Below are 20,749 nucleotides of genomic sequence, written 5' to 3'. Positions count from 1 at the left end.
TACGGCGATTGCAAGTGGAACCGCGAGTATGGCACTCGGCGCAGCGGCGTCGGCCAGCGGACAAAATTCGTCTGCCTTCGGAACCACCGCTCTCGCCTCCGGTGCAAACGGCACGGCTATCGGCTCGTATTCGAAAGCAACCGGCTCCGGTGCAATGGCAATCGGCAGTTCCGCCGTTGGGAGTAACACAAGTTCGATTGCAATTGGGAACGCTGCCCAATCTTCCGGAGTGAACGCGGTGGTCGTCGGCACAGGTGCCAGCGCTAGCGGTGATTTTGCAACGGCGGTTGGGGGCGGCTCTAAGGCGATCGGTGATCGTTCGCTGACGAACGGTTTGAATTCGACTGCCTATGGCACAAATTCATTTGCGGGCGGATCGAGTGCGGTAGCCGGCGTGAGCGGCAGCACGACGATCGTCAATGACATCGCTCTAGGCAATGCCGCTTCTGCAGTGGGAGGAAATTCGGTTGCAATTGGCACGAGCGCAGTTGCATCAGCCGCGAATTCGATGGCATTTGGTAACGCCGCGACTGCCGCAAACGCCGATAGCGTCGCACTAGGAAACGGTTCGGTCACGGCGGCCGCCAACCCGACAACAAGTGCGGTAATCGGCGGTGTGACGTATGCGTTCGCAGGAACGGCGCCGACCAGCGTGGTAAGCGTCGGTAGCGCGGGCAAGGAACGTCAGATCACGAATGTGGCCGCTGGCCGCATCAGCGCAACAAGCACGGATGCCATTAATGGTTCGCAACTCAACGCAACGAATCTTGCGGTAAATGCCCTTTCGACTTCCGCGTCAACCGGCATTTCGTCGCTGAGTACCGGCGTTTCGAGTCTCTCGACTTCCGCATCGACCGGCATTTCCAGTCTGAGCACCGGACTATCCACCACGGTCAGTAACGTCGCTTCTCTGTCCACCTCGACCTCGTCTGCCGTAAGCTCGCTATCGACGGGCGTATCGTCGCTCAGTACCTCGGCATCGACGGGAATTTCGTCACTCAGCGTTTCGACTTCGACCGGCTTGTCCACGGCTCAAAGCGGCATCGCCTCCTTGAGCACGGGGGTTGGTTCCCTATCGACGGGGCTGTCCACGACGAACAGCGATGTGTCGTCGCTCAGCACGGTCGTTTCCACGACACGCACACACTACGTGAGCGTGAACGATAACGGCACGCAGCAAGGAAATTACGCGAACGATGGCGCGACGGGCACGAACGCAATTGCTATCGGCACGAACGCCACGGCAGCGGGCGCAAGTGCGGTGGCCTTGGGTGACGCGGCAAGCGGAGCAGCCGCAAATTCTGTCGCGCTCGGTGCAAATGCAACGACGACAAATGCTGGCGACGTGGCGCTGGGTTCCGGCTCGGTGACGGCGGCGGCCAACCCGACCTCGGGCGCAACGATCGGCGGCAAGACGTACAGCTTCGCGGGCACGACCCCGAAGAGCGTGGTGAGCGTCGGCGCGCCGGGCGCGGAGCGGCAGGTCACGAACGTGGCGGCGGGGCGGATCAGCGACACAAGCACGGACGCGATCAACGGCTCGCAACTGTATGCGACGAACCAGGCAATCGATACGCTGTCGACTTCCGCTTCCACCGGCATCAGTTCGCTGTCTACGGGGCTGAGCACGACGAACAGCAACGTGACCTCGCTGTCGACCGTCACCGGCTCGATCTCGACGAGCGTCGGTTCCCTGTCCACTGGCGTCAGTTCGCTTTCCACGGGGCTGAGCACGACCGACAGCAACGTGGCGTCGCTGTCGACCTCGACCTCGACCACGGCGAGTTCCTTGTCCACTGGCGTGAGTTCGCTCTCGACCGGCCTGTCCACGACGAACAGCAACGTGACTTCGCTGTCGACATCGGCCTCGACGGGCATCAGTTCGCTCTCGACGGGTCTTTCCACCACTGACAGCAACGTGGCCTCGTTGTCGACCTCGACCTCGACCACGGCAAGCTCGCTGTCCACTGGCGTCAGTTCGCTTTCGACGGGCCTCTCCACGACGACCAGCAACGTCACCTCGCTGTCGACCTCGGCCTCGACGGGCATCGCTTCGGTATCGACGACGGTCAGCGCGCTCAACAGCCAGGCGGTGAAGTACGATCTGAACCCCGACGGCACCGTCAACTACGGCAGCGTCACGCTGAACCCGGGCGGCAGTGCCTCGCAGATCCACAACGTCGCGGCCGGCACCGCGCCGGGCGATGCAGTGAACCTCTCGCAACTCAGCACGGTAGTCGCGGGCAGCAAGACGCACTACTACAGCGTCAACGACAACGGCGTGCAGGGCGGCAACTACAACAACGACGGTGCGACCGGCGTGAACGCGCTCGCCGCGGGCGTGGGCGCATCGGCCGCGGGTGCGAATGCGACGGCGATCGGCAACGGCTCGCAGGCGCTGGCGGCCTCGACGGTCGCGATCGGCGACAGCAACACGGTGGCGGCGGCCGCGGGCCAGGGCTCGATCGCGGGCGGCTACCAGTCGCAGGTGAGCAGCGGCACGGGCGCCGTGGCGCTGGGTTTCCAGCAGACCGCGAGCGGTGACGGCGCGGTGGCGATCGGCGACCCGAACTCGGCGACGGGCACGGGCGCGGTGACGGTGGGCGCGAACAACACGGCCAATGGCACGGGCGCGGTGGCGCTGGGCAGCTCGAACGTGGCAACGGGCACGGGGTCGGTGGCGCTCGGCAGCACGTCGACGGCGGCGAACACCGGCGCGGTGGCGCTGGGCTCGGGGGCGACCGCGGCGAATGCCGGCGACGTGGCGCTGGGCTCGGGCTCGGTGACGGCGGCGGCCAATCCGACCTCGGGCGCGACGATCGGCGGCAAGGCGTACAGCTTCGCGGGCGCGAGCCCGACGAGCGTGGTGAGCGTCGGCGCGCCGGGCGCGGAGCGGCAGGTCACGAACGTGGCGGCGGGGCAGCTCAGCGATACGAGCACGGACGCGGTCAACGGCTCGCAACTGTTTGCGACCAACCAGGCAATCGATACGCTGTCGACTTCCACTTCTACCGGTATCAGTTCGCTGTCGACGGGGCTTTCCACGACGAACAGCAACGTGGCGTCGCTGTCGACTGCGACGGGCTCGATCTCGACCAGCATCAGTTCGCTGTCCACGGGTCTGTCGACGACCGATAGCAATGTGGCCTCGCTCTCGACCTCGACCTCGACCACGGCGAGTTCGCTGTCCACCGGCCTCAGCACGACCGACAGCAACGTGGCGTCGTTGTCCACGTCGACTTCGACCACGGCCAGTTCGCTGTCCACTGGTGTCAGTTCGCTTTCGACGGGCCTGAGCACGACGAACAGCAATGTGACCTCGCTGTCGACATCGGCATCGACGGGCATCAGTTCGCTGTCGACGGGACTCTCCACGACCGACAGCAACGTGGCGTCGTTGTCGACTTCGACATCGACGACGGCAAGCTCGCTGTCCACTGGCGTCAGTTCGCTCTCGACCGGCCTGTCCACGACGAACAGCAACGTGACTTCGCTGTCGACGTCGGCATCGACGGGCATCAGTTCGCTGTCCACGGGTCTTTCCACCACGGACAGCAACGTGGCCTCGTTGTCGACCTCGACCTCGACCACGGCGAGTTCGCTATCCACAGGGCTGAGCACCACGAACAGCAACGTCGCCTCGCTGTCCACGGGCCTGAGCACCACGGACAGCAATGTGGCCTCGTTGTCGACCTCGACCTCGACCACGGCAAGCTCGCTGTCCACTGGCGTAAGTTCGCTTTCGACGGGCCTCTCCACCACCAACAGCAACGTGACCTCGCTGTCGACCTCGGCCTCGACGGGCATCGCTTCGGTATCGACGACGGTCAGCGCGCTCAACAGCCAGGCGGTGAAGTACGATCTGAACCCCGACGGCACCGTCAACTACGGCAGCGTCACGCTGAACCCGGGCGGCAGTGCCTCGCAGATCCACAACGTCGCGGCCGGCACCGCGCCGGGCGATGCAGTGAACCTCTCGCAACTGAGCACGGTAGTCGCCGGCAGCAAGACGCACTACTACAGCGTCAACGACAACGGCGTGCAGGGCGGCAACTACAACAACGACGGTGCGACCGGCGTGAACGCGCTCGCCGCGGGCGTGGGCGCATCGGCCGCGGGCGCGAATGCGACGGCGATCGGCAACGGCTCGCAGGCGCTGGCGGCCTCGACGGTCGCGATCGGCGACAGCAACACGGTGGCGGCGGCCGCGGGCCAGGGCTCGATCGCGGGCGGCTACCAGTCGCAGGTGAGCAGCGGCACGGGCGCCGTGGCGCTGGGTTTCCAGCAGACCGCGAGCGGTGACGGCGCGGTGGCGATCGGCGACCCGAACTCGGCGACGGGCACGGGCGCGGTGACGGTGGGCGCGAACAACACGGCCAATGGCACGGGCGCGGTGGCGCTGGGCAGCTCGAACGTGGCAACGGGCACGGGGTCGGTGGCGCTCGGCAGCACGTCGACGGCGGCGAACACCGGCGCAGTGGCGCTGGGCTCGGGGGCGACGGCGGCGAATGCCGGCGACGTGGCGCTGGGCTCGGGCTCGGTAACGGCGGCGGCCAACCCGAGCTCGGGCGCGACGATCGGCGGCAAGACGTACAGCTTCGCGGGCACGAGCCCGACGAGCGTGGTGAGCGTCGGCGCGCCGGGCGCGGAGCGGCAGGTCACGAACGTGGCGGCGGGGCGGATCAGCGATACGAGCACGGACGCGATCAACGGCTCGCAACTGTATGCGACGAACCAGGCAATCGATACGCTGTCGACTTCCGCTTCCACCGGCATCAGTTCGCTGTCTACGGGGCTGAGCACGACGAACAGCAACGTGACCTCGCTGTCGACCGTCACCGGCTCGATCTCGACGAGCGTCGGTTCCCTGTCCACTGGCGTCAGTTCGCTTTCCACGGGGCTGAGCACGACCGACAGCAACGTGGCGTCGCTGTCGACCTCGACCTCGACCACGGCGAGTTCCTTGTCCACTGGCGTGAGTTCGCTCTCGACCGGCCTGTCCACGACGAACAGCAACGTGACTTCGCTGTCGACATCGGCCTCGACGGGCATCAGTTCGCTCTCGACGGGTCTTTCCACCACTGACAGCAACGTGGCCTCGTTGTCGACCTCGACCTCGACCACGGCAAGCTCGCTGTCCACTGGCGTCAGTTCGCTTTCGACGGGCCTCTCCACCACCAACAGCAACGTGACCTCGCTGTCGACCTCGGCCTCGACGGGCATCGCTTCGGTATCGACGACGGTCAGCGCGCTCAACAGCCAGGCGGTGAAGTACGATCTGAACCCCGACGGCACCGTCAACTACGGCAGCGTCACGCTGAACCCGGGCGGCAGTGCCTCGCAGATCCACAACGTCGCGGCCGGCACCGCGCCGGGCGATGCAGTGAACCTCTCGCAACTCAGCACGGTAGTCGCGGGCAGCAAGACGCACTACTACAGCGTCAACGACAACGGCGTGCAGGGCGGCAACTACAACAACGACGGTGCGACCGGCGTGAACGCGCTCGCCGCGGGCGTGGGCGCATCGGCCGCGGGTGCGAATGCGACGGCGATCGGCAACGGCTCGCAGGCGCTGGCGGCCTCGACGGTCGCGATCGGCGACAGCAACACGGTGGCGGCGGCCGCGGGCCAGGGCTCGATCGCGGGCGGCTACCAGTCGCAGGTGAGCAGCGGCACGGGCGCCGTGGCGCTGGGTTTCCAGCAGACCGCGAGCGGTGACGGCGCGGTGGCGATCGGCGACCCGAACTCGGCGACGGGCACGGGCGCGGTGACGGTGGGCGCGAACAACACGGCCAATGGCACGGGCGCGGTGGCGCTGGGCAGCTCGAACGTGGCAACGGGCACGGGGTCGGTGGCGCTCGGCAGCACGTCGACGGCGGCGAACACCGGCGCGGTGGCGCTGGGCTCGGGGGCGACCGCGGCGAATGCCGGCGACGTGGCGCTGGGCTCGGGCTCGGTGACGGCGGCGGCCAATCCGACCTCGGGCGCGACGATCGGCGGCAAGGCGTACAGCTTCGCGGGCGCGAGCCCGACGAGCGTGGTGAGCGTCGGCGCGCCGGGCGCGGAGCGGCAGGTCACGAACGTGGCGGCGGGGCAGCTCAGCGATACGAGCACGGACGCGGTCAACGGCTCGCAACTGTTTGCGACCAACCAGGCAATCGATACGCTGTCGACTTCCACTTCTACCGGTATCAGTTCGCTGTCGACGGGGCTTTCCACGACGAACAGCAACGTGGCGTCGCTGTCGACTGCGACGGGCTCGATCTCGACCAGCATCAGTTCGCTGTCCACGGGTCTGTCGACGACCGATAGCAATGTGGCCTCGCTCTCGACCTCGACCTCGACCACGGCGAGTTCGCTGTCCACCGGCCTCAGCACGACCGACAGCAACGTGGCGTCGTTGTCCACGTCGACTTCGACCACGGCCAGTTCGCTGTCCACTGGTGTCAGTTCGCTTTCGACGGGCCTGAGCACGACGAACAGCAATGTGACCTCGCTGTCGACATCGGCATCGACGGGCATCAGTTCGCTGTCGACGGGACTCTCCACGACCGACAGCAACGTGGCGTCGTTGTCGACTTCGACATCGACGACGGCAAGCTCGCTGTCCACTGGCGTCAGTTCGCTCTCGACCGGCCTGTCCACGACGAACAGCAACGTGACTTCGCTGTCGACGTCGGCATCGACGGGCATCAGTTCGCTGTCCACGGGTCTTTCCACCACGGACAGCAACGTGGCCTCGTTGTCGACCTCGACCTCGACCACGGCGAGTTCGCTATCCACAGGGCTGAGCACCACGAACAGCAACGTCGCCTCGCTGTCCACGGGCCTGAGCACCACGGACAGCAATGTGGCCTCGTTGTCGACCTCGACCTCGACCACGGCAAGCTCGCTGTCCACTGGCGTAAGTTCGCTTTCGACGGGCCTCTCCACCACCAACAGCAACGTGACCTCGCTGTCGACCTCGGCCTCGACGGGCATCGCTTCGGTATCGACGACGGTCAGCGCGCTCAACAGCCAGGCGGTGAAGTACGATCTGAACCCCGACGGCACCGTCAACTACGGCAGCGTCACGCTGAACCCGGGCGGCAGTGCCTCGCAGATCCACAACGTCGCGGCCGGCACCGCGCCGGGCGATGCAGTGAACCTCTCGCAACTCAGCACGGTAGTCGCCGGCAGCAAGACGCACTACTACAGCGTCAACGACAACGGCGTGCAGGGCGGCAACTACAACAACGACGGTGCGACCGGCGTGAACGCGCTCGCCGCGGGCGTGGGCGCATCGGCCGCGGGTGCGAATGCGACGGCGATCGGCAACGGCTCGCAGGCGCTGGCGGCCTCGACGGTCGCGATCGGCGACAGCAACACGGTGGCGGCGGCCGCGGGCCAGGGCTCGATCGCGGGCGGCTACCAGTCGCAGGTGAGCAGCGGCACGGGCGCCGTGGCGCTGGGTTTCCAGCAGACCGCGAGCGGTGACGGCGCGGTGGCGATCGGCGACCCGAACTCGGCGACGGGCACGGGCGCGGTGACGGTGGGCGCGAACAACACGGCCAATGGCACGGGCGCGGTGGCGCTGGGCAGCTCGAACGTGGCAACGGGCACGGGGTCGGTGGCGCTCGGCAGCACGTCGACGGCGGCGAACACCGGCGCAGTGGCGCTGGGCTCGGGGGCGACGGCGGCGAATGCCGGCGACGTGGCGCTGGGCTCGGGCTCGGTAACGGCGGCGGCCAACCCGAGCTCGGGCGCGACGATCGGCGGCAAGGCGTACAGCTTCGCGGGCACGAGCCCGACGAGCGTGGTGAGCGTCGGCGCGCCGGGCGCGGAGCGGCAGGTCACGAACGTGGCGGCGGGGCAGCTCAGCGATACGAGCACGGACGCGGTCAACGGCTCGCAACTGTTTGCGACGAACCAGGCAATCGATACGCTGTCGACTTCGACGTCCACCGGTATCAGTTCGCTGTCGACGGGGCTTTCCACGACGAACAGCAACGTGGCGTCGCTGTCGACTGCGACGGGTTCGATTTCGACCAGCATCAGTTCGCTGTCCACGGGTCTGTCGACGACCGATAGCAATGTGGCCTCGCTCTCGACCTCGACCTCGACCACGGCGAGTTCGCTGTCCACCGGCCTCAGCACGACCGATAGCAACGTGGCGTCGTTGTCCACGTCGGCCTCGACGGGTATCAGTTCGCTGTCTACCGGGCTTTCCACCACGGATAGCAACGTGGCGTCGCTGTCCACGTCGACCTCGACGACGGCCAGTTCGCTTTCGACGGGCCTGAGCACGACCGACAGCAATGTGGCGTCGCTGTCCACGTCCACTTCGACCACGGCGAGTTCCTTGTCCACTGGCGTGAGTTCGCTCTCGACCGGTCTATCCACGACGAACAGCAACGTGACCTCGCTGTCGACGTCGGCTTCGACGGGCATCAGTTCGCTCTCGACGGGCCTTTCCACGACTGATAGCAACGTGGCCTCGCTGTCGACTTCGACATCGACCACGGCAAGCTCACTCTCCACGGGTCTGTCCACGACGAACAGCAACGTGACGTCGTTGTCGACGTCGGCCTCGACGGGCATCAGTTCGCTGTCCACGGGTCTTTCCACCACGGACAGCAACGTGGCCTCGCTGTCGACCTCGACCTCGACCGCGGCAAGTTCGCTGTCCACCGGTGTCAGTTCGCTTTCGACCGGCCTGAGCACGACCAACAGCAATGTGACGTCACTGTCGACATCGGCATCGACGGGCATCAGTTCGCTATCCACGGGTCTTTCCACCACGGACAGCAACGTGGCGTCGCTGTCGACCTCGACCTCGACCACGGCGAGTTCGCTGTCCACTGGTGTCAGTTCGCTGTCAACGGGCCTGAGCACGACGAACAGCAACGTGACGTCGCTGTCGACGTCGGCCTCGACGGGCATCAGTTCGCTGTCCACGGGGCTTTCCACCACGGATAGCAACGTGGCCTCGCTGTCGACCTCGACATCGACCACAGCGAGTTCCTTGTCCACTGGCGTGAGTTCGCTCTCGACCGGCCTGTCCACGACGAACAGCAACGTGACTTCGCTGTCGACATCGGCCTCGACGGGCATCAGTTCGCTCTCGACGGGTCTTTCCACCACGGACAGCAACGTGGCGTCGCTGTCGACCTCGACTTCGACCACGGCAAGCTCGCTGTCCACTGGCGTGAGTTCGTTGTCCACGGGCCTGTCCACCACCAACAGCAACGTGAGTTCGCTGTCGACGTCAGCCTCGACGGGCATCGCATCGGTATCGACGACGGTGAGCGCGCTCAACAGCCAGGCGGTGAAGTACGACCTGAACCCGGACGGCACCGTCAACTACGGCAGCGTGACGCTGAATCCGGGCGGCAGTGCCTCGCAGATCCACAACGTCGCGGCCGGCACCGCCCCGGGCGATGCGGTGAACCTCTCGCAACTGAGCACGGTAGTCGCGGGCAGCAAGACGCACTACTACAGCGTCAACGACAACGGCGTGCAGGGCGGCAACTACGACAACGACGGCGCGACCGGCGTGAACGCGCTCGCTGCGGGCGTGGGCGCCACCGCAGCGGGTTCGAGCAGTGTGGCGGTGGGCGACAGCGCCAGCGCGAGCGCCGACAAGACCTTGGCGTTGGGCGCGGGCTCGCTGGCGATAAACATCGGCGACGTGGCGCTGGGCTCGGGCTCGGTGACAGCGGCGGCCAATCCGACCTTGAGCACGACGATCGGCGGCAAGACCTACAGCTTCGCTGGCACGACCCCGGTCAGCGTGGTCAGCGTGGGAAGCGTGGGCGCTGAACGGCAGATCACGAACGTGGCGGCGGGGCAGATCAGCCAGACGAGCACGGACGCGATCAACGGCTCGCAACTGTATGCGACGAACCAGGCAATCGATACGCTGTCGACTTCGACGTCCACCGGTATCAGTTCGCTCTCGACGGGTCTCTCCACGACGAACAGCACCGTGGCCTCGCTGTCCACCGCCACGGGTTCGATCTCGACCAGCATCAGTTCGCTGTCGACGGGCCTCTCCACGACCGACAGCAACGTGGCCTCGCTGTCCACGTCGACTTCGACCTCGACCAGTTCGCTGTCCACGGGCCTCAGCACGACCAACAGCAACGTGACCTCGCTGTCGACCTCGGCCTCGACGGGCATCAGTTCGCTGTCCACGGGTCTGTCCACGACGAACAGCAACGTGGCGTCGTTGTCGACCTCGGCTTCGACCGGCATTAGCTCGCTCTCGACCGGCCTGTCCACGACGAATAGCAACGTGGCGTCGCTGTCCACGTCGGCCTCGACGGGCATCAGTTCGCTGTCGACGGGCCTGTCCACGACGAACAGCAACGTGGCGTCGTTGTCGACCTCGGCCTCGACCGGCATCAGTTCGCTGTCGACGGGTCTGTCCACGACGAACAGCAACGTGGCGTCGTTGTCGACCTCGACTTCGACGACGGCCAGCTCGCTCTCCACCGGGCTGAGCACGACCGACAGCAACGTGGCATCGCTCTCCACGACGGTCAGCTCGACGACCAGCAATATCGCGTCGCTGTCGACCGGCATGAGTTCGCTGTCCACCGGTCTGTCCACGACCAACAGCAGCGTCGCGTCGCTGTCCACGTCGACCTCGACGGGCATCGGTTCGCTGTCCACGGTGACGAGCACGGCGGTTAGCAGTGTCACTTCGATGTCGACGGTGGTGAGTTCGGTGTCCACCGGGCTTTCCACGACGAACAGCAATGTGGCGTCGCTGTCCACGTCGACCTCGACGGGCATCGGTTCACTGTCCACCGCGCTTTCCACCACCGACAACAACGTGGCGTCGCTTTCGACCTCGACTTCCACGTCCGCCTTGTCCTTGTCGACGCTGATCTCGACATCACGCCCGCATTACTACAGCGTGAATGACAACGGCAAGCAGCAGTCGAACTACGCCAATGACGGCGCTACGGGCGTGAACGCGATCGCGATCGGGCCGAACGCCACGGCTGCCGGCACGGACAGCGTCGCGCTCGGCAATGGCGCGAATGCTGGCACGGACGGCGCCACGGTGATCGGGGCGAATGCCATCGTGTCGGGCAGTAAAGGCGTGGCGCTCGGTTCGAATGCCACGGCTTCGGCGGCTAACTCGGTGGCGCTCGGCGCGAATTCGGTGGCTAGCGAAGCGAATACGGTTTCGGTCGGATCGGCGGGCGACGAGCGTCGCATCACGAATGTCGGACCGGGCGTCAATGGCACCGATGCGGTGAACGTGTCGCAACTGAGATCCGTGCAGCAGAGCGTGAACTCGATCGCCCGGAAAGCCTATTCGGGTGTGGCGGGCGCCACCGCGCTGACGATGATTCCAGAGGTGGACCTGGGCAAAACCATCGCGGTGGGTATCGGGGCGGCCAGCTATCAGGGCTACAGCGCTGTGGCACTCGGCTTCACCGCGCGTATCACCAACAACGTCAAGATCAAGGGCGGGGTAAGCAGCAGCAGTGCTGGGTACTCGGTTGGCGGTGGTGTCAGCTACCAGTGGTAACGAGGGAGGTTTGAAGGCTGCATCCGGAACGGAGAAAGTGCGTTCCGGGTGCAGTCGGAAATTCCCCTGCTGCGCAGTGCCTGTCATCCAGTTTCCCTGACGTGTTCTGACAGTCCTGGCAGTCGTGCTCACGTACCATCGACGCGTGTCTGGTGGTAACGCATGGCGAACACGGCAAACTTTTCGCACGGCCATCGGCCGGTATGACATCGAGGTTCCAAATGCTTAGAAAGATTCTAGCGGCGCTATCTATTGCCGCCGTACTGGCTGGATGTTCCGCGGCAACCGGTCCCACCTTCAGCGCCTATTCGGTGAGCTTGCCGAATAACGAAAAAGCTTTTCGCGTTGAGTGCTACGGCCTCTTCGAGGGCCAGGGAACCTGCTACTCCAAAGCACGCGAAATTTGCGGCAATACGCCTGTCCGTCCAGTCCAGGAAATTGCGCCGCTGGCGGGCAGCGGCGGACAACGCGACGTGCGTGTCCTGACGTTCCAGTGCGGCGCCGCGTCTGCACCGCAGCCTGCGCCTGCGCCGGTGGCAGTCGCGCCGGCGCCTCAGGCTCCGCCGCCGGTGCCGCGCAAGCTTTCGTTGAGCGGTGATGCGAATTTCGAAGTCGACAAGGCGACATTGACCGCCGCGGCGCGTACTCGTCTCGATGCGCTTATCGCAGCCGCTCAAGGCATGACGTTCAATACGGTCGCAGTCAGCGGCTTTACGGACTCGACCGCTTCGGCCGCGCACAACCAGGCGCTGTCGGAACGTCGCGCGCAGACCGTTGCGCAATATCTGCAGGAACACGGACTGAAGGCGCGGCAGTTCGTCGCGAAAGGTTATGGAAAAGCGGACCCGGTGGCGTCGAACGCGACGGCCAGCGGACGCGCACAGAACCGCCGCGTGGAAATCGCGCTCGACTAATAAAAAAGCAATCCCTCAGGGAAGTCCGCTTCGGATGATCGACCGGACCTTAGGCAGGACCGCTACTCCCCGCATGCGGTCCTGATTTTTTCGACCAATCAGCGGAAGTGCCCGAGCGGCAATCAAGGCGACATGCGGATCGGAATTTCAGTACTCACCCACACCGGACAGAGCGTCTGGGAAAACGGGCTGGGACAGAACATTTTTTTCTTTGCGCAACTGCTGCGCGCACTGCCGTTCGTGACGGACGTCGTGTTGCTCGACTGCGGCGATCAAAGGGAGCTGCCGCCCGAGGCCGTGAACCTCGCACAGGAATTCCGGCTCGTGCCTCCACGGGAGGCGACCGATCTCGTCGACGTCGTGTTCGAGATGGGAGGTGGCCTCGACGTCGAGTGGCTCGACCATATACGTGCGCTCGGCAAAAAGGTCATTTTTTTCTGCTGCGGCCAGCCCTATGCGGGGCTTGTCGAGCCAAGCGTATTCAAGAAGAGCGGCTATTTTTCGCGCGCGCAGCGCTGCGACGAGATCTGGATTCTCGCGAAGGACCTCGCCTTCAAGCCGATGCTTCAGACGCTGCACCGTTGCCCGGTATTCGAGGTGCCGTTCCTGTGGAATCCGGTATTCATCGAGCGGCGCGTCGCATTGGTCGCGCAGGCGGGGTTTCATTTCGGCTATGAACCGGCGCCGAAGCGGGACACCCCGCGCGCGCTGCGCGTCGCGATTTTCGAACCCAACATTTCCGTCGTGAAGTGCTGCGTGATTCCGATGCTGGTGTGCGACGAGGCATTTCGAAAGGATCCCGCGGCGATTGCGCGCATGCACGTACTCAACAGTATCCAGATGAAAGACCATCCGAGCTTCGCGTTCCTCACGCGCTCACTGGATCTCCATAAACACGAAAAAATTCACCTGGACCAGCGGCATGATTTTGTCGGGTACATGAGCCAGCATGCGAACGCGGTAGTCGCCCACCAGTGGCATAACGCCCAGAACATTGCGTACCTGGATGCACTGTATGGCGGCTACCCGCTTGTTCATAACTCGCCGTGGCTCGCGGAACTCGGCTACTACTACGCCGACTCCGACATCGCCGCCGGCGGGGCGCAACTGGTAAGAGCCGCCCGCGATCACGATGCTGACCACGACGCCTATATGCGCCGCGCGCGGGCGTTTCTCGCACGCTTGAATCCGCTCGACGCGGACAACCGCGCACAGTATGCGCGGCGACTGCTGGACCTGGGCACCCGTCAGACGGCAAAGGGGGCGTCATGCTGAACGGCAAGCGCCTGAAAGTCGGCGTCACCATCTATCTGCGTGCCGGACAGCAGTCGATCTGGGAAAACGGCATCTTCCAGAACTGCTATTTCCTCACCATGCTGCTCAAGCGCTCACCGTTGATCGAGGACGTGTACCTCGTCAATGGAGGAGACGGTTCGCCGAATGAGGCGTCGCAGTTCCTCGCACTTGCGCCGGTGCCGCTCATCGACCTTGAAGCGGCACGCGAGCGTCTGGACGTGATCATCGAACTCAGCGCGCAGCTCAATCCCGACTGGGCGCGGGATTTTCGTGCCCGCGGCGGACACGTGATCGGCATGCGGGTGGCCAACGACTACGTGATCGACATCGAGCGGATGATGTTCGATCTGCCGCACGGCATGCTGGTTTCCGGCACGCCGTACAGCGCGATCTGGACGCTGCCGGCGTTCGAGCGCACCTGCGCGAGCTACTATGCGTCGGCCCTGCGCGCACCCGTGCGGGCGATGCAGCACCTCTGGAGCCCGGCGTTGCTGGAACGTTCGATGGCGGGCGCGCAGGCGGCTCCCGCCTTCGGCTATGTGCCCGGCGGCAGACGCTGGCGCCTCGCGATCCTCGAGCCGAACATCTGCATGGTGAAGACATCGCAGTTGCCGATGCTGATTGCGGACCAGGCGTATCGGCAAGAGCCGGCCATGATCGACTACCTGCGCGTCTATAACACGCTGCATCTGAAGGGCGATACACAGTTCGTCGGTTTCGCGCGCAGCCTCGATCTGGTTCGCCACGGGCGCGCGACCTTCGAGCCGCGCCTGCCCGTCTACGAAATCATGACGCAGCAGGCCGACGCGCTGATCTCGCACCACTGGGAGAACGCCCAGAACTACGTCTATTACGAGGCGCTTTACGGCGGTTATCCGCTCATCCACAACTCCACGTTGCTCGGCGGCTGCGGTTATCGCTACACCGATTTCGACTGCGAGGACGGCGCCCTTGCACTGCGCCAGGCGTTCGCGGCACACGACGCCAGCCTTGCGGACTATCGCAGCGCGGCACGCGCATTCCTGGCGACGCTCGATCCCGAGTCGGAGCGCAACGTCGAGCTGTACACGGCGGCGATCGGGGACCTTTACCCATGATGGTGAGACAGAACATGCCCGCGAAGCGGCGCGCTTTCGACGTCTCCAGTTCGCGTGCCGCACGATGGCGCGCGCGGGCGATGTGGACTTGCACGATGCTCGCTTGCCTGTCGGGACCGTCGCTTGCCCAGCCGCTTCCCGTCTCGCCTGGCTCGGCAACGGCGGTCAATCCGGGCACGCCGCCGCCCCCCGTGGAGGCTCCTGCAACCGTGCTTGCACAGGCCGCGCAAAAGGTGGGCGTGCGTCGTTGCTATCAGGCGATCAATGTCGTATCGAGCCGAACGTTCTTGAATACCGAACGCACTGACGTCGTGTTGGACTGGGACCGCCAGGATCCGGACAGTGCGCCGTTCTTCTCGCTCGCCGGCCTCGAATACGGACAGAACTCGGCGGTGCTTTCGCTCACGACGACGCCAGTGCCGAACGGCGGGTGCGCGATCCTCGCCGAACGTATTTCAAGCGCCCCGATGCCCTGCAAGGACGTGGCGCGCTCGGAACTCGGCGGCTATCACGCGAATACGCTCGTGAAACTGGTGACGGTCTACACCACGCCTGGCCGGTCGCGTGAGACGGTCACGCTGATCGATGCGCCTCCGTCATGTGTGATCGTGCGGCGCCAGGTGCAGTTCGGCCGGTGAGCGGGACAGTGAGAGCGGCCGACATGACTGAAGGTGCCGGTTGTTCGTCTTTTACAGGGCTCGCTGAAGCACAGCGAGGGTTGTTCAGTCTGGTATGCAGTTCGGGGGAAAGGCATGACAAAGATACGTTCGCTTCGGATCGGTATCACGATCGGTTTGCGCGATGCGGCGGAAAGCATGTGGGTCAACGGTATCAAGCAGAACGCGCTGTACCTGGCCAAGCTTTTCCAGCACTCGCCGCATCGGCACGAGGTCGTGCTCGTCAATACGACGGCGGTTGAGATCACGCCGCGGTTGCCGTGGGATCTTCAGCGTTTTCCGGTGCGCAGCTTCGCGGATGCGAAGGACTCGCTCGACGTGCTGATCGAACTGGGCGGCCAGATCGATCGCGAACAGACCTCGTATCTCAGGTCGCGCGGCACGAAGATCGTCAGTTACTGCTGCGGGCCGGAATACGTGCAGATGATGGAGGCGATGATCTTTTCACGGCGCATGTGCGATTCCGTATTCATCAATCAGCAATATGACCAGGTCTGGGTCATTCCGCAGGTCATGGAGACGAGCGCGCATTTTTTCGGCGTGTTGCGCAGACAGCCGGTGCGGGAAGTGCCCTTCGTGTGGGACCCGATGTGTCTGGACATGAGAACCCGCGAATTGCCATTTTCGGGCGAGTACCGTCCGCGAAACACGCCGAAGCGCCTGTCGATCATGGAGGCGAACATCAACGTGCTGAAGTTCTGCCTGTATCCGCTGCTGATTGCGGAGAGCGCGTATCGCAAGGTGGGCGGTGGCATCAGTTTCGTCCACGTGACGAACGCGGAACACCTCGCACGCAACAGTCCCGAGTTCATTGGAATTGCGCAGCACCTGGATCTCGTGCGCGACGGCAAGGTCAGTTTCGTCGGCCGTCACGATACGCCGCAGTTCCTGTCGGAACACACCGATATCGTGGTCTCGCACCAGTGGGGGCTCGCGTTGAACTACTTCTATTTCGACGCCTGCTGGAACGGCTATGCGCTCGTGCACAACGCGCATTTATGCCGGGATGTCGGCTACTTCTACCCCGGCAACGATGTGGAGGAGGGCTCGAACCAGCTTGTCCGTGCAATCGAACATCACAACGATGACTGGCAGGCGTATCGCGCCCGGCAGAGAAAGGCCATCCGGCCGTTTCTGTCGACGCACGAACCGCTCATCGCCCGCTATGACGAATTGCTTTTTGCGCTGGTGGGCGATCCGGGCGCCGGGAGCTGACGTCCCGGCACATGCAGCCCTGGCGATGGATAAATCAACGGTAGCACCACGGAGATGAAATTGAAGAGCAAACACATGATGCTGGCTGGCGTGCGCCGGGTAGCGATGCTTTCGGGTATGGCGGCAATGATGATCGCCGGCCCTGTTGCGGTGGCGAAAACGCCGCCGCAACAGGGCGCGGACGCGGACGTGATCGCGACCGTCAACCGCATGCCGATTCAGCGGGCGCAGCTCGACGAAGCGGTGCGTTCGAGCGGCCAGCCGGACACGCCGGCCCAGCGTCAAACGCTGACCGAGGGACTGATTGCACGCGAACTGATTCGCCAGGCGGCCGAGAAGGAAAAGCTGGGCAACACGGAACAGGTCGCGCAGGCGGTGCGCAAGGCGCGCGTCGACACTGAAAACAGGCTGTACATCGCGCAGCACATGCGTCCCGAGGCGATCAGCGAGGCGCAGGTACGCGCTCGTTATGACGCGATCGTGGCCGAGCTCGGTACAGAGGAATACAAGGCTCGCGTGATTACCGTGCGAGACGATCTCACGGCGAAAGCGGTGCTGGCGAAGCTCGACCGCGGTGTGCCGTTCGAGACGCTGGCGGCTGAGAACAGTGTTGCGCCCAGCCGCACCGACGGTGGCGCGCTGCCCTGGTTCAGCTTCAGGACGCCAGTGAGCGAAGGGCATACGCAGGGCCTGGCGCTGCCGCTTGCGCTGGCCGTTTCGATGCTCGATGTCGGACAGATAAGCCGCTCGCCAGTTGCCGTCGGCAATCAGCGCGTGATCGTGAAGCTCGACGCGAAACGGCCGGTGGTGACGCCATCGTATGAACAGGCGAGAGCGTCGCTGCGTCAAAGGATGGAATCGCAGGCGAGTGAGCGGGCCTTCACGCAACTGGTCGGCACGCTTGCCGCAAAGGCGGTGATCGTGCCGCCACGCAACAGTCGCCAGGATTGAAAACAACCGGAACGGCGGAGCGGATATGAGTGTATCGAGCTATACGGATCGATTCATCCGGAATCTGATCGTGAGTGGGCTGGTTGCATGCTGGACGGTGCTGGCGGTCTTCTTCTTCGCACCGGATCTGCCGGCGCTAGACAATGCCGCGCCCGCGATCGTGGTCGCGGTGGCGGCCGGAGTGGCCGCATTCATATTGCTGTCCGGGCCCGTGCTGCTTGGCCAGGTGCCGAGCGCGCGCCGCAGCATTTTCCGCGATCCCGAAACCGATCAGGCCGCGTGGCGTGGTCGTCTGATCGGTTTCGTTCTGGGCTTGTTGCTCGGTATCGCGGTGCAGGGAATTTGACGCGGGCGTGAATACATCAATGGGGAATGCAACGATGTCGAATCTGAAAAATGTCGAGGCGCTGATTGCGCGCGGGGATCTGATTGCGGCATCCCACCTCCTGGATGCGCGCGGAGCGACACAATCGGACAACCCGCGCGAGCTGGTGGTGGCAAGCCGTCTGTGGTGCCTGCGGGGGCGCTTTGCCGATGCGCGCGAGTTGCTGGACCGCGCGCTGCATGCGGATCCGACCAACGTGGAAGCGCTGATTGAACGAGCGCGTCTGGCGATCAGGCTCGGCGACGATGCGGGCGCCGACGCGTGGTTCGAATGCGCATGGGGCGAGGGCGCACCCGGCGACGACTGGATGGTCGACTGGATCGATGTATTGCTGCGTCTGGGCAAATTCGACGCGGCGCGCAATATCGCTACCGTGCGGTGCGAGCGCGCACCGGAGCAGGCCGGTACGTGGTTCAGGCTGGGACTCGCGCATCAGCAGGCACGTCATCAACTTCAGGCACTCGACGCTTACCGGCACGCCGCGCGGATCGACCCGGCCCTGCCGATGCTGCGCAATAACATGGGCGCGGCCCACCTCGAACTGAGCGAATACGACCGCGCCCAGCCGTTGTTCGAACAGACGTTGCGGGACGACCCTGACAACGCGCTTGCGTGGACCAATCTCGGCACCGTGCTACTCAAGCGCGGACAGATCGACGACAGTCTCGTCGCGGCGGAGCGCGCGTGCGCACTCGCGCCCAACTATGCGACCGCGTTGCAGACGTACTCTTACGTACTGCGCGAACATCGGCAGTGGGACGGGGCACTGGCTGTCGCACAGAGGGCGCTCGCACTCGAGCCCGCCAACCTGTCGCTCGTCTGGACGCTCGCCATGCTCCAACTGCTGCGCGGCGACTATGCGAACGGCTGGCGTAATCACGAGGCGCGCTGGAGCGGTTCGCCCGAACTGCGCGATGTATCGCCGAACGTTCCGGCGCCGCGCTGGAACGGCGAACCGCTCGAAGGCAAAACATTGTTCGTGTGGGGCGAGCAGGGACACGGCGATGTCATGCAGTTCGTGCGGTTCGTGCCGCTCATCGCCGAGCGGGTGAAGCGCGAAGGCGGAAAGCTGATCTACTGCTGCTTCGGCAATCTGCTGCCGCTTCTGAAGCGCAGCCTCGGCGGCGTGGCGGACACCATCATTGCCCATGATCATCGGCCGCTGCCGGTATTCGACTATCACCTGCCGCTGTGCAGTCTGCCGCTGACGCTCGGCGTCACGCTGCAGGACCTGCCGCTGCGCTCGGGGTATCTGAAAGCCGACCCCGACAAGGTTCGCGCGTGGCGCGAGCGTCTGCCCGACGACGGCAAGCTCAAGGTCGGCCTGGTGTGGAGCGGCAGCCGCACGCACCAGCGCAATTCGCGGCGGTCCGTTAAACCGGCCGAGATCGCTAAAGCCTTTGGCGGGATCAGGGGGGTGGAGTTTTTCAGCCTGCAAGTCGGCGCGGACGGCGAGGTGGAGCAGGCCGGGCAGGCAGGGCTGCGTCTGATCGATCACACAGAAGAGTTCGCCACCTACGACGACACCGCGGCGTTTATCGAGAACCTCGACCTGGTGATTACCGTCTGCACATCCGTCGCGCACCTGGCCGCGGGCCTGGGTGTGCCGACGTGGGTGCTGCTCGACGTCAATCCGCATTGGCTCTGGATGACGGAGCGCCGCGACAGTCCCTGGTATCCCACGGTCACGCTGTACCGGCAACCGGCGTTCGGACAGTGGCAACCCGTGCTCGACGAGGTTGCGGCGCAACTCGCCGCATTTGCCGGAGCGCCCGATCCAGGCGCCGCCTCTCGCGACGACGAATCTGCATCGATGGAGATGTCGGTGCATTAACGTGCGATATCCGCTCGCCGCGACGGGCGGCCGGGCGAAAAGACCTCACGGGCAGTTGGCGCGATGGCCTGCGCTCGTCGCCGCTCCGAGGGGATCGAACGCAGGAACGAATGGCGCCGGGATTGGAAGAGCAGGCATGTTGAAGAGGTGGTCAGTCATGGAAACATATCGCCGTTACATCGAGAAGAAGCTCAGTCTGGAAGAGCAGATTGCAATTGAGCGACGCGCTGCCGCGCATGCGGTGCTGATCGAGGTGCGCGCCTGTGTCCAGGAGTTCGGATTCACGTCCGCGCAGATTTTTGCGTTCGACGCGAATAGCACCGTCCGCGGAAAACGCCCCGCGCGATATTTCGATCCGCAGACAGGCGCAACGTGGTCCGGCGTTGGCCGGGAGCCGCTATGGATTCGGGGCAAGGACCGTGAGCGGTTCAGGCTCGCGCCCGCCCATGCGCATGCGGGCAATACCGTTGACGACGATGAACTCGCGACGGACCAGCAGACTGCGTGACGAACCGGCGGTTCAGCAGCAAGCGCAATTCGTGGCGTTGCATTGACGACCGATATGGACCTCTCCAATGAGTTTCGCTTTCCGGTGCCGGCCTCATCCACGCCGCGCCGGGACGATTGGCCTTTCTACCTCGACCGCCGCAAGCGCGCGTGGCTGCGCTGCATGCGCGATGCCTGGGGAGAGGAAGCGGTCATCCAGATTTACGCGGGATGCGTGCGTATCCAGTCGGAAAACTGCGACTGGCGGTTTTCGAGCGAGGCGGAGCTGCGTGCGGCCACGCTGCAGCGAAGGTGCGAGCGGCCTCGCGGCAGACCACCCGTCAAAAACAAAATAACCTGGGAGTAG

12 protein-coding genes and 2 pseudogenes are annotated in these 20,749 nt (G+C 64.7%); 13 read left to right on the top strand and 1 reads right to left on the bottom strand.

Annotated elements, in window-relative coordinates; translation table 11 throughout:
- Positions 1–28: 28 nt before the first annotated feature.
- Positions 29–289: pseudogene (locus ACOCG7_RS10165) on the top strand (hypothetical protein); the annotation flags it as partial.
- Positions 290–348: 59 nt separating this feature from the next.
- On the opposite strand, the gene ACOCG7_RS10160 reads toward ACOCG7_RS10165, so the two are convergent.
- Positions 349–576, bottom strand: a complete 228-nt coding sequence (locus ACOCG7_RS10160) for a hypothetical protein (RefSeq protein WP_159442567.1) — start codon at positions 574–576, stop codon at positions 349–351.
- Here ACOCG7_RS10160 and ACOCG7_RS10155 point away from each other — a divergent pair.
- The 12 genes and pseudogenes from ACOCG7_RS10155 to ACOCG7_RS10100 all read left to right on the top strand — a co-directional run.
- Positions 509–1,555, top strand: a pseudogene (locus tag ACOCG7_RS10155) (YadA family autotransporter adhesin); the annotation flags it as partial. The gene ACOCG7_RS10160 and the pseudogene ACOCG7_RS10155 overlap by 68 nt on opposite strands.
- Before the next feature lie 372 nt (positions 1,556–1,927).
- Positions 1,928–11,527: a hemagglutinin gene (locus ACOCG7_RS10150; protein WP_421377602.1), complete on the top strand. Its 9,600-nt coding sequence runs from the start codon at positions 1,928–1,930 to the stop codon at positions 11,525–11,527.
- A 221-nt stretch (positions 11,528–11,748) separates the two neighbouring features.
- Positions 11,749–12,441: an OmpA family protein gene (locus ACOCG7_RS10145; RefSeq protein WP_421375339.1), complete on the top strand. Its 693-nt coding sequence runs from the start codon at positions 11,749–11,751 to the stop codon at positions 12,439–12,441.
- A 132-nt stretch (positions 12,442–12,573) separates the two neighbouring features.
- Positions 12,574–13,716, top strand: a complete 1,143-nt coding sequence (locus ACOCG7_RS10140) for a DUF2827 domain-containing protein (RefSeq protein WP_083080893.1) — start codon at positions 12,574–12,576, stop codon at positions 13,714–13,716.
- Positions 13,710–14,834: a DUF2827 domain-containing protein gene (locus ACOCG7_RS10135; RefSeq protein WP_073429173.1), complete on the top strand. Its 1,125-nt coding sequence runs from the start codon at positions 13,710–13,712 to the stop codon at positions 14,832–14,834. The genes ACOCG7_RS10140 and ACOCG7_RS10135 overlap by 7 nt, the downstream gene beginning before the upstream one ends.
- Positions 14,831–15,472: a hypothetical protein gene (locus tag ACOCG7_RS10130; protein ID WP_073429172.1), complete on the top strand. Its 642-nt coding sequence runs from the start codon at positions 14,831–14,833 to the stop codon at positions 15,470–15,472. Before ACOCG7_RS10135 ends, ACOCG7_RS10130 begins: the two co-directional genes overlap by 4 nt.
- Positions 15,473–15,586: 114 nt before the next feature.
- Positions 15,587–16,726 (top strand): DUF2827 domain-containing protein, encoded by a 1,140-nt coding sequence (locus tag ACOCG7_RS10125; RefSeq protein WP_154875043.1) that lies wholly within the window; start codon positions 15,587–15,589, stop codon positions 16,724–16,726.
- A 60-nt stretch (positions 16,727–16,786) separates the two neighbouring features.
- Positions 16,787–17,677, top strand: a complete 891-nt coding sequence (locus tag ACOCG7_RS10120; RefSeq protein WP_186814144.1) for a peptidylprolyl isomerase — start codon at positions 16,787–16,789, stop codon at positions 17,675–17,677.
- A gap of 25 nt (positions 17,678–17,702) precedes the next feature.
- Positions 17,703–18,023, top strand: a complete 321-nt coding sequence (locus ACOCG7_RS10115) for a hypothetical protein (protein WP_083080885.1) — start codon at positions 17,703–17,705, stop codon at positions 18,021–18,023.
- A 34-nt stretch (positions 18,024–18,057) separates the two neighbouring features.
- Positions 18,058–19,896 (top strand): tetratricopeptide repeat protein, encoded by a 1,839-nt coding sequence (locus ACOCG7_RS10110; RefSeq protein ID WP_154875041.1) that lies wholly within the window; start codon positions 18,058–18,060, stop codon positions 19,894–19,896.
- A gap of 157 nt (positions 19,897–20,053) precedes the next feature.
- Complete coding sequence (locus tag ACOCG7_RS10105; RefSeq protein WP_073429168.1) at positions 20,054–20,404, top strand: H-NS family nucleoid-associated regulatory protein; 351 nt, start codon at positions 20,054–20,056, stop codon at positions 20,402–20,404.
- Positions 20,405–20,458: 54 nt separating this feature from the next.
- Complete coding sequence (locus ACOCG7_RS10100; protein WP_073429167.1) at positions 20,459–20,749, top strand: hypothetical protein; 291 nt, start codon at positions 20,459–20,461, stop codon at positions 20,747–20,749.

The organism is Paraburkholderia sp. DD10, from assembly GCF_049177125.1.
GTDB classification, from domain to species: Bacteria; Pseudomonadota; Gammaproteobacteria; order Burkholderiales; family Burkholderiaceae; genus Paraburkholderia; species Paraburkholderia terricola.
Note: the sequence above shows the minus strand (reverse complement) of the source record. Positions and strands in the feature narration are given on the sequence as shown.

Bases quoted from the DNA above. Each gene is read 5' to 3' on its own strand.
- ACOCG7_RS10125 (WP_154875043.1), top strand. From the start codon at position 15,587: ATGACAAAGATACGTTCGCTTCGGATCGGTATCACGATCGGTTTGCGC.
- ACOCG7_RS10145 (WP_421375339.1), top strand. From the start codon at position 11,749: ATGCTTAGAAAGATTCTAGCGGCGCTATCTATTGCCGCCGTACTGGCT.
- ACOCG7_RS10105 (WP_073429168.1), top strand. From the start codon at position 20,054: ATGGAAACATATCGCCGTTACATCGAGAAGAAGCTCAGTCTGGAAGAG.
- ACOCG7_RS10130 (WP_073429172.1), top strand. From the start codon at position 14,831: ATGATGGTGAGACAGAACATGCCCGCGAAGCGGCGCGCTTTCGACGTC.
- ACOCG7_RS10115 (WP_083080885.1), top strand. From the start codon at position 17,703: ATGAGTGTATCGAGCTATACGGATCGATTCATCCGGAATCTGATCGTG.
- ACOCG7_RS10135 (WP_073429173.1), top strand. From the start codon at position 13,710: ATGCTGAACGGCAAGCGCCTGAAAGTCGGCGTCACCATCTATCTGCGT.
- ACOCG7_RS10110 (WP_154875041.1), top strand. From the start codon at position 18,058: ATGTCGAATCTGAAAAATGTCGAGGCGCTGATTGCGCGCGGGGATCTG.
- ACOCG7_RS10100 (WP_073429167.1), top strand. From the start codon at position 20,459: ATGGACCTCTCCAATGAGTTTCGCTTTCCGGTGCCGGCCTCATCCACG.
- ACOCG7_RS10140 (WP_083080893.1), top strand. From the start codon at position 12,574: ATGCGGATCGGAATTTCAGTACTCACCCACACCGGACAGAGCGTCTGG.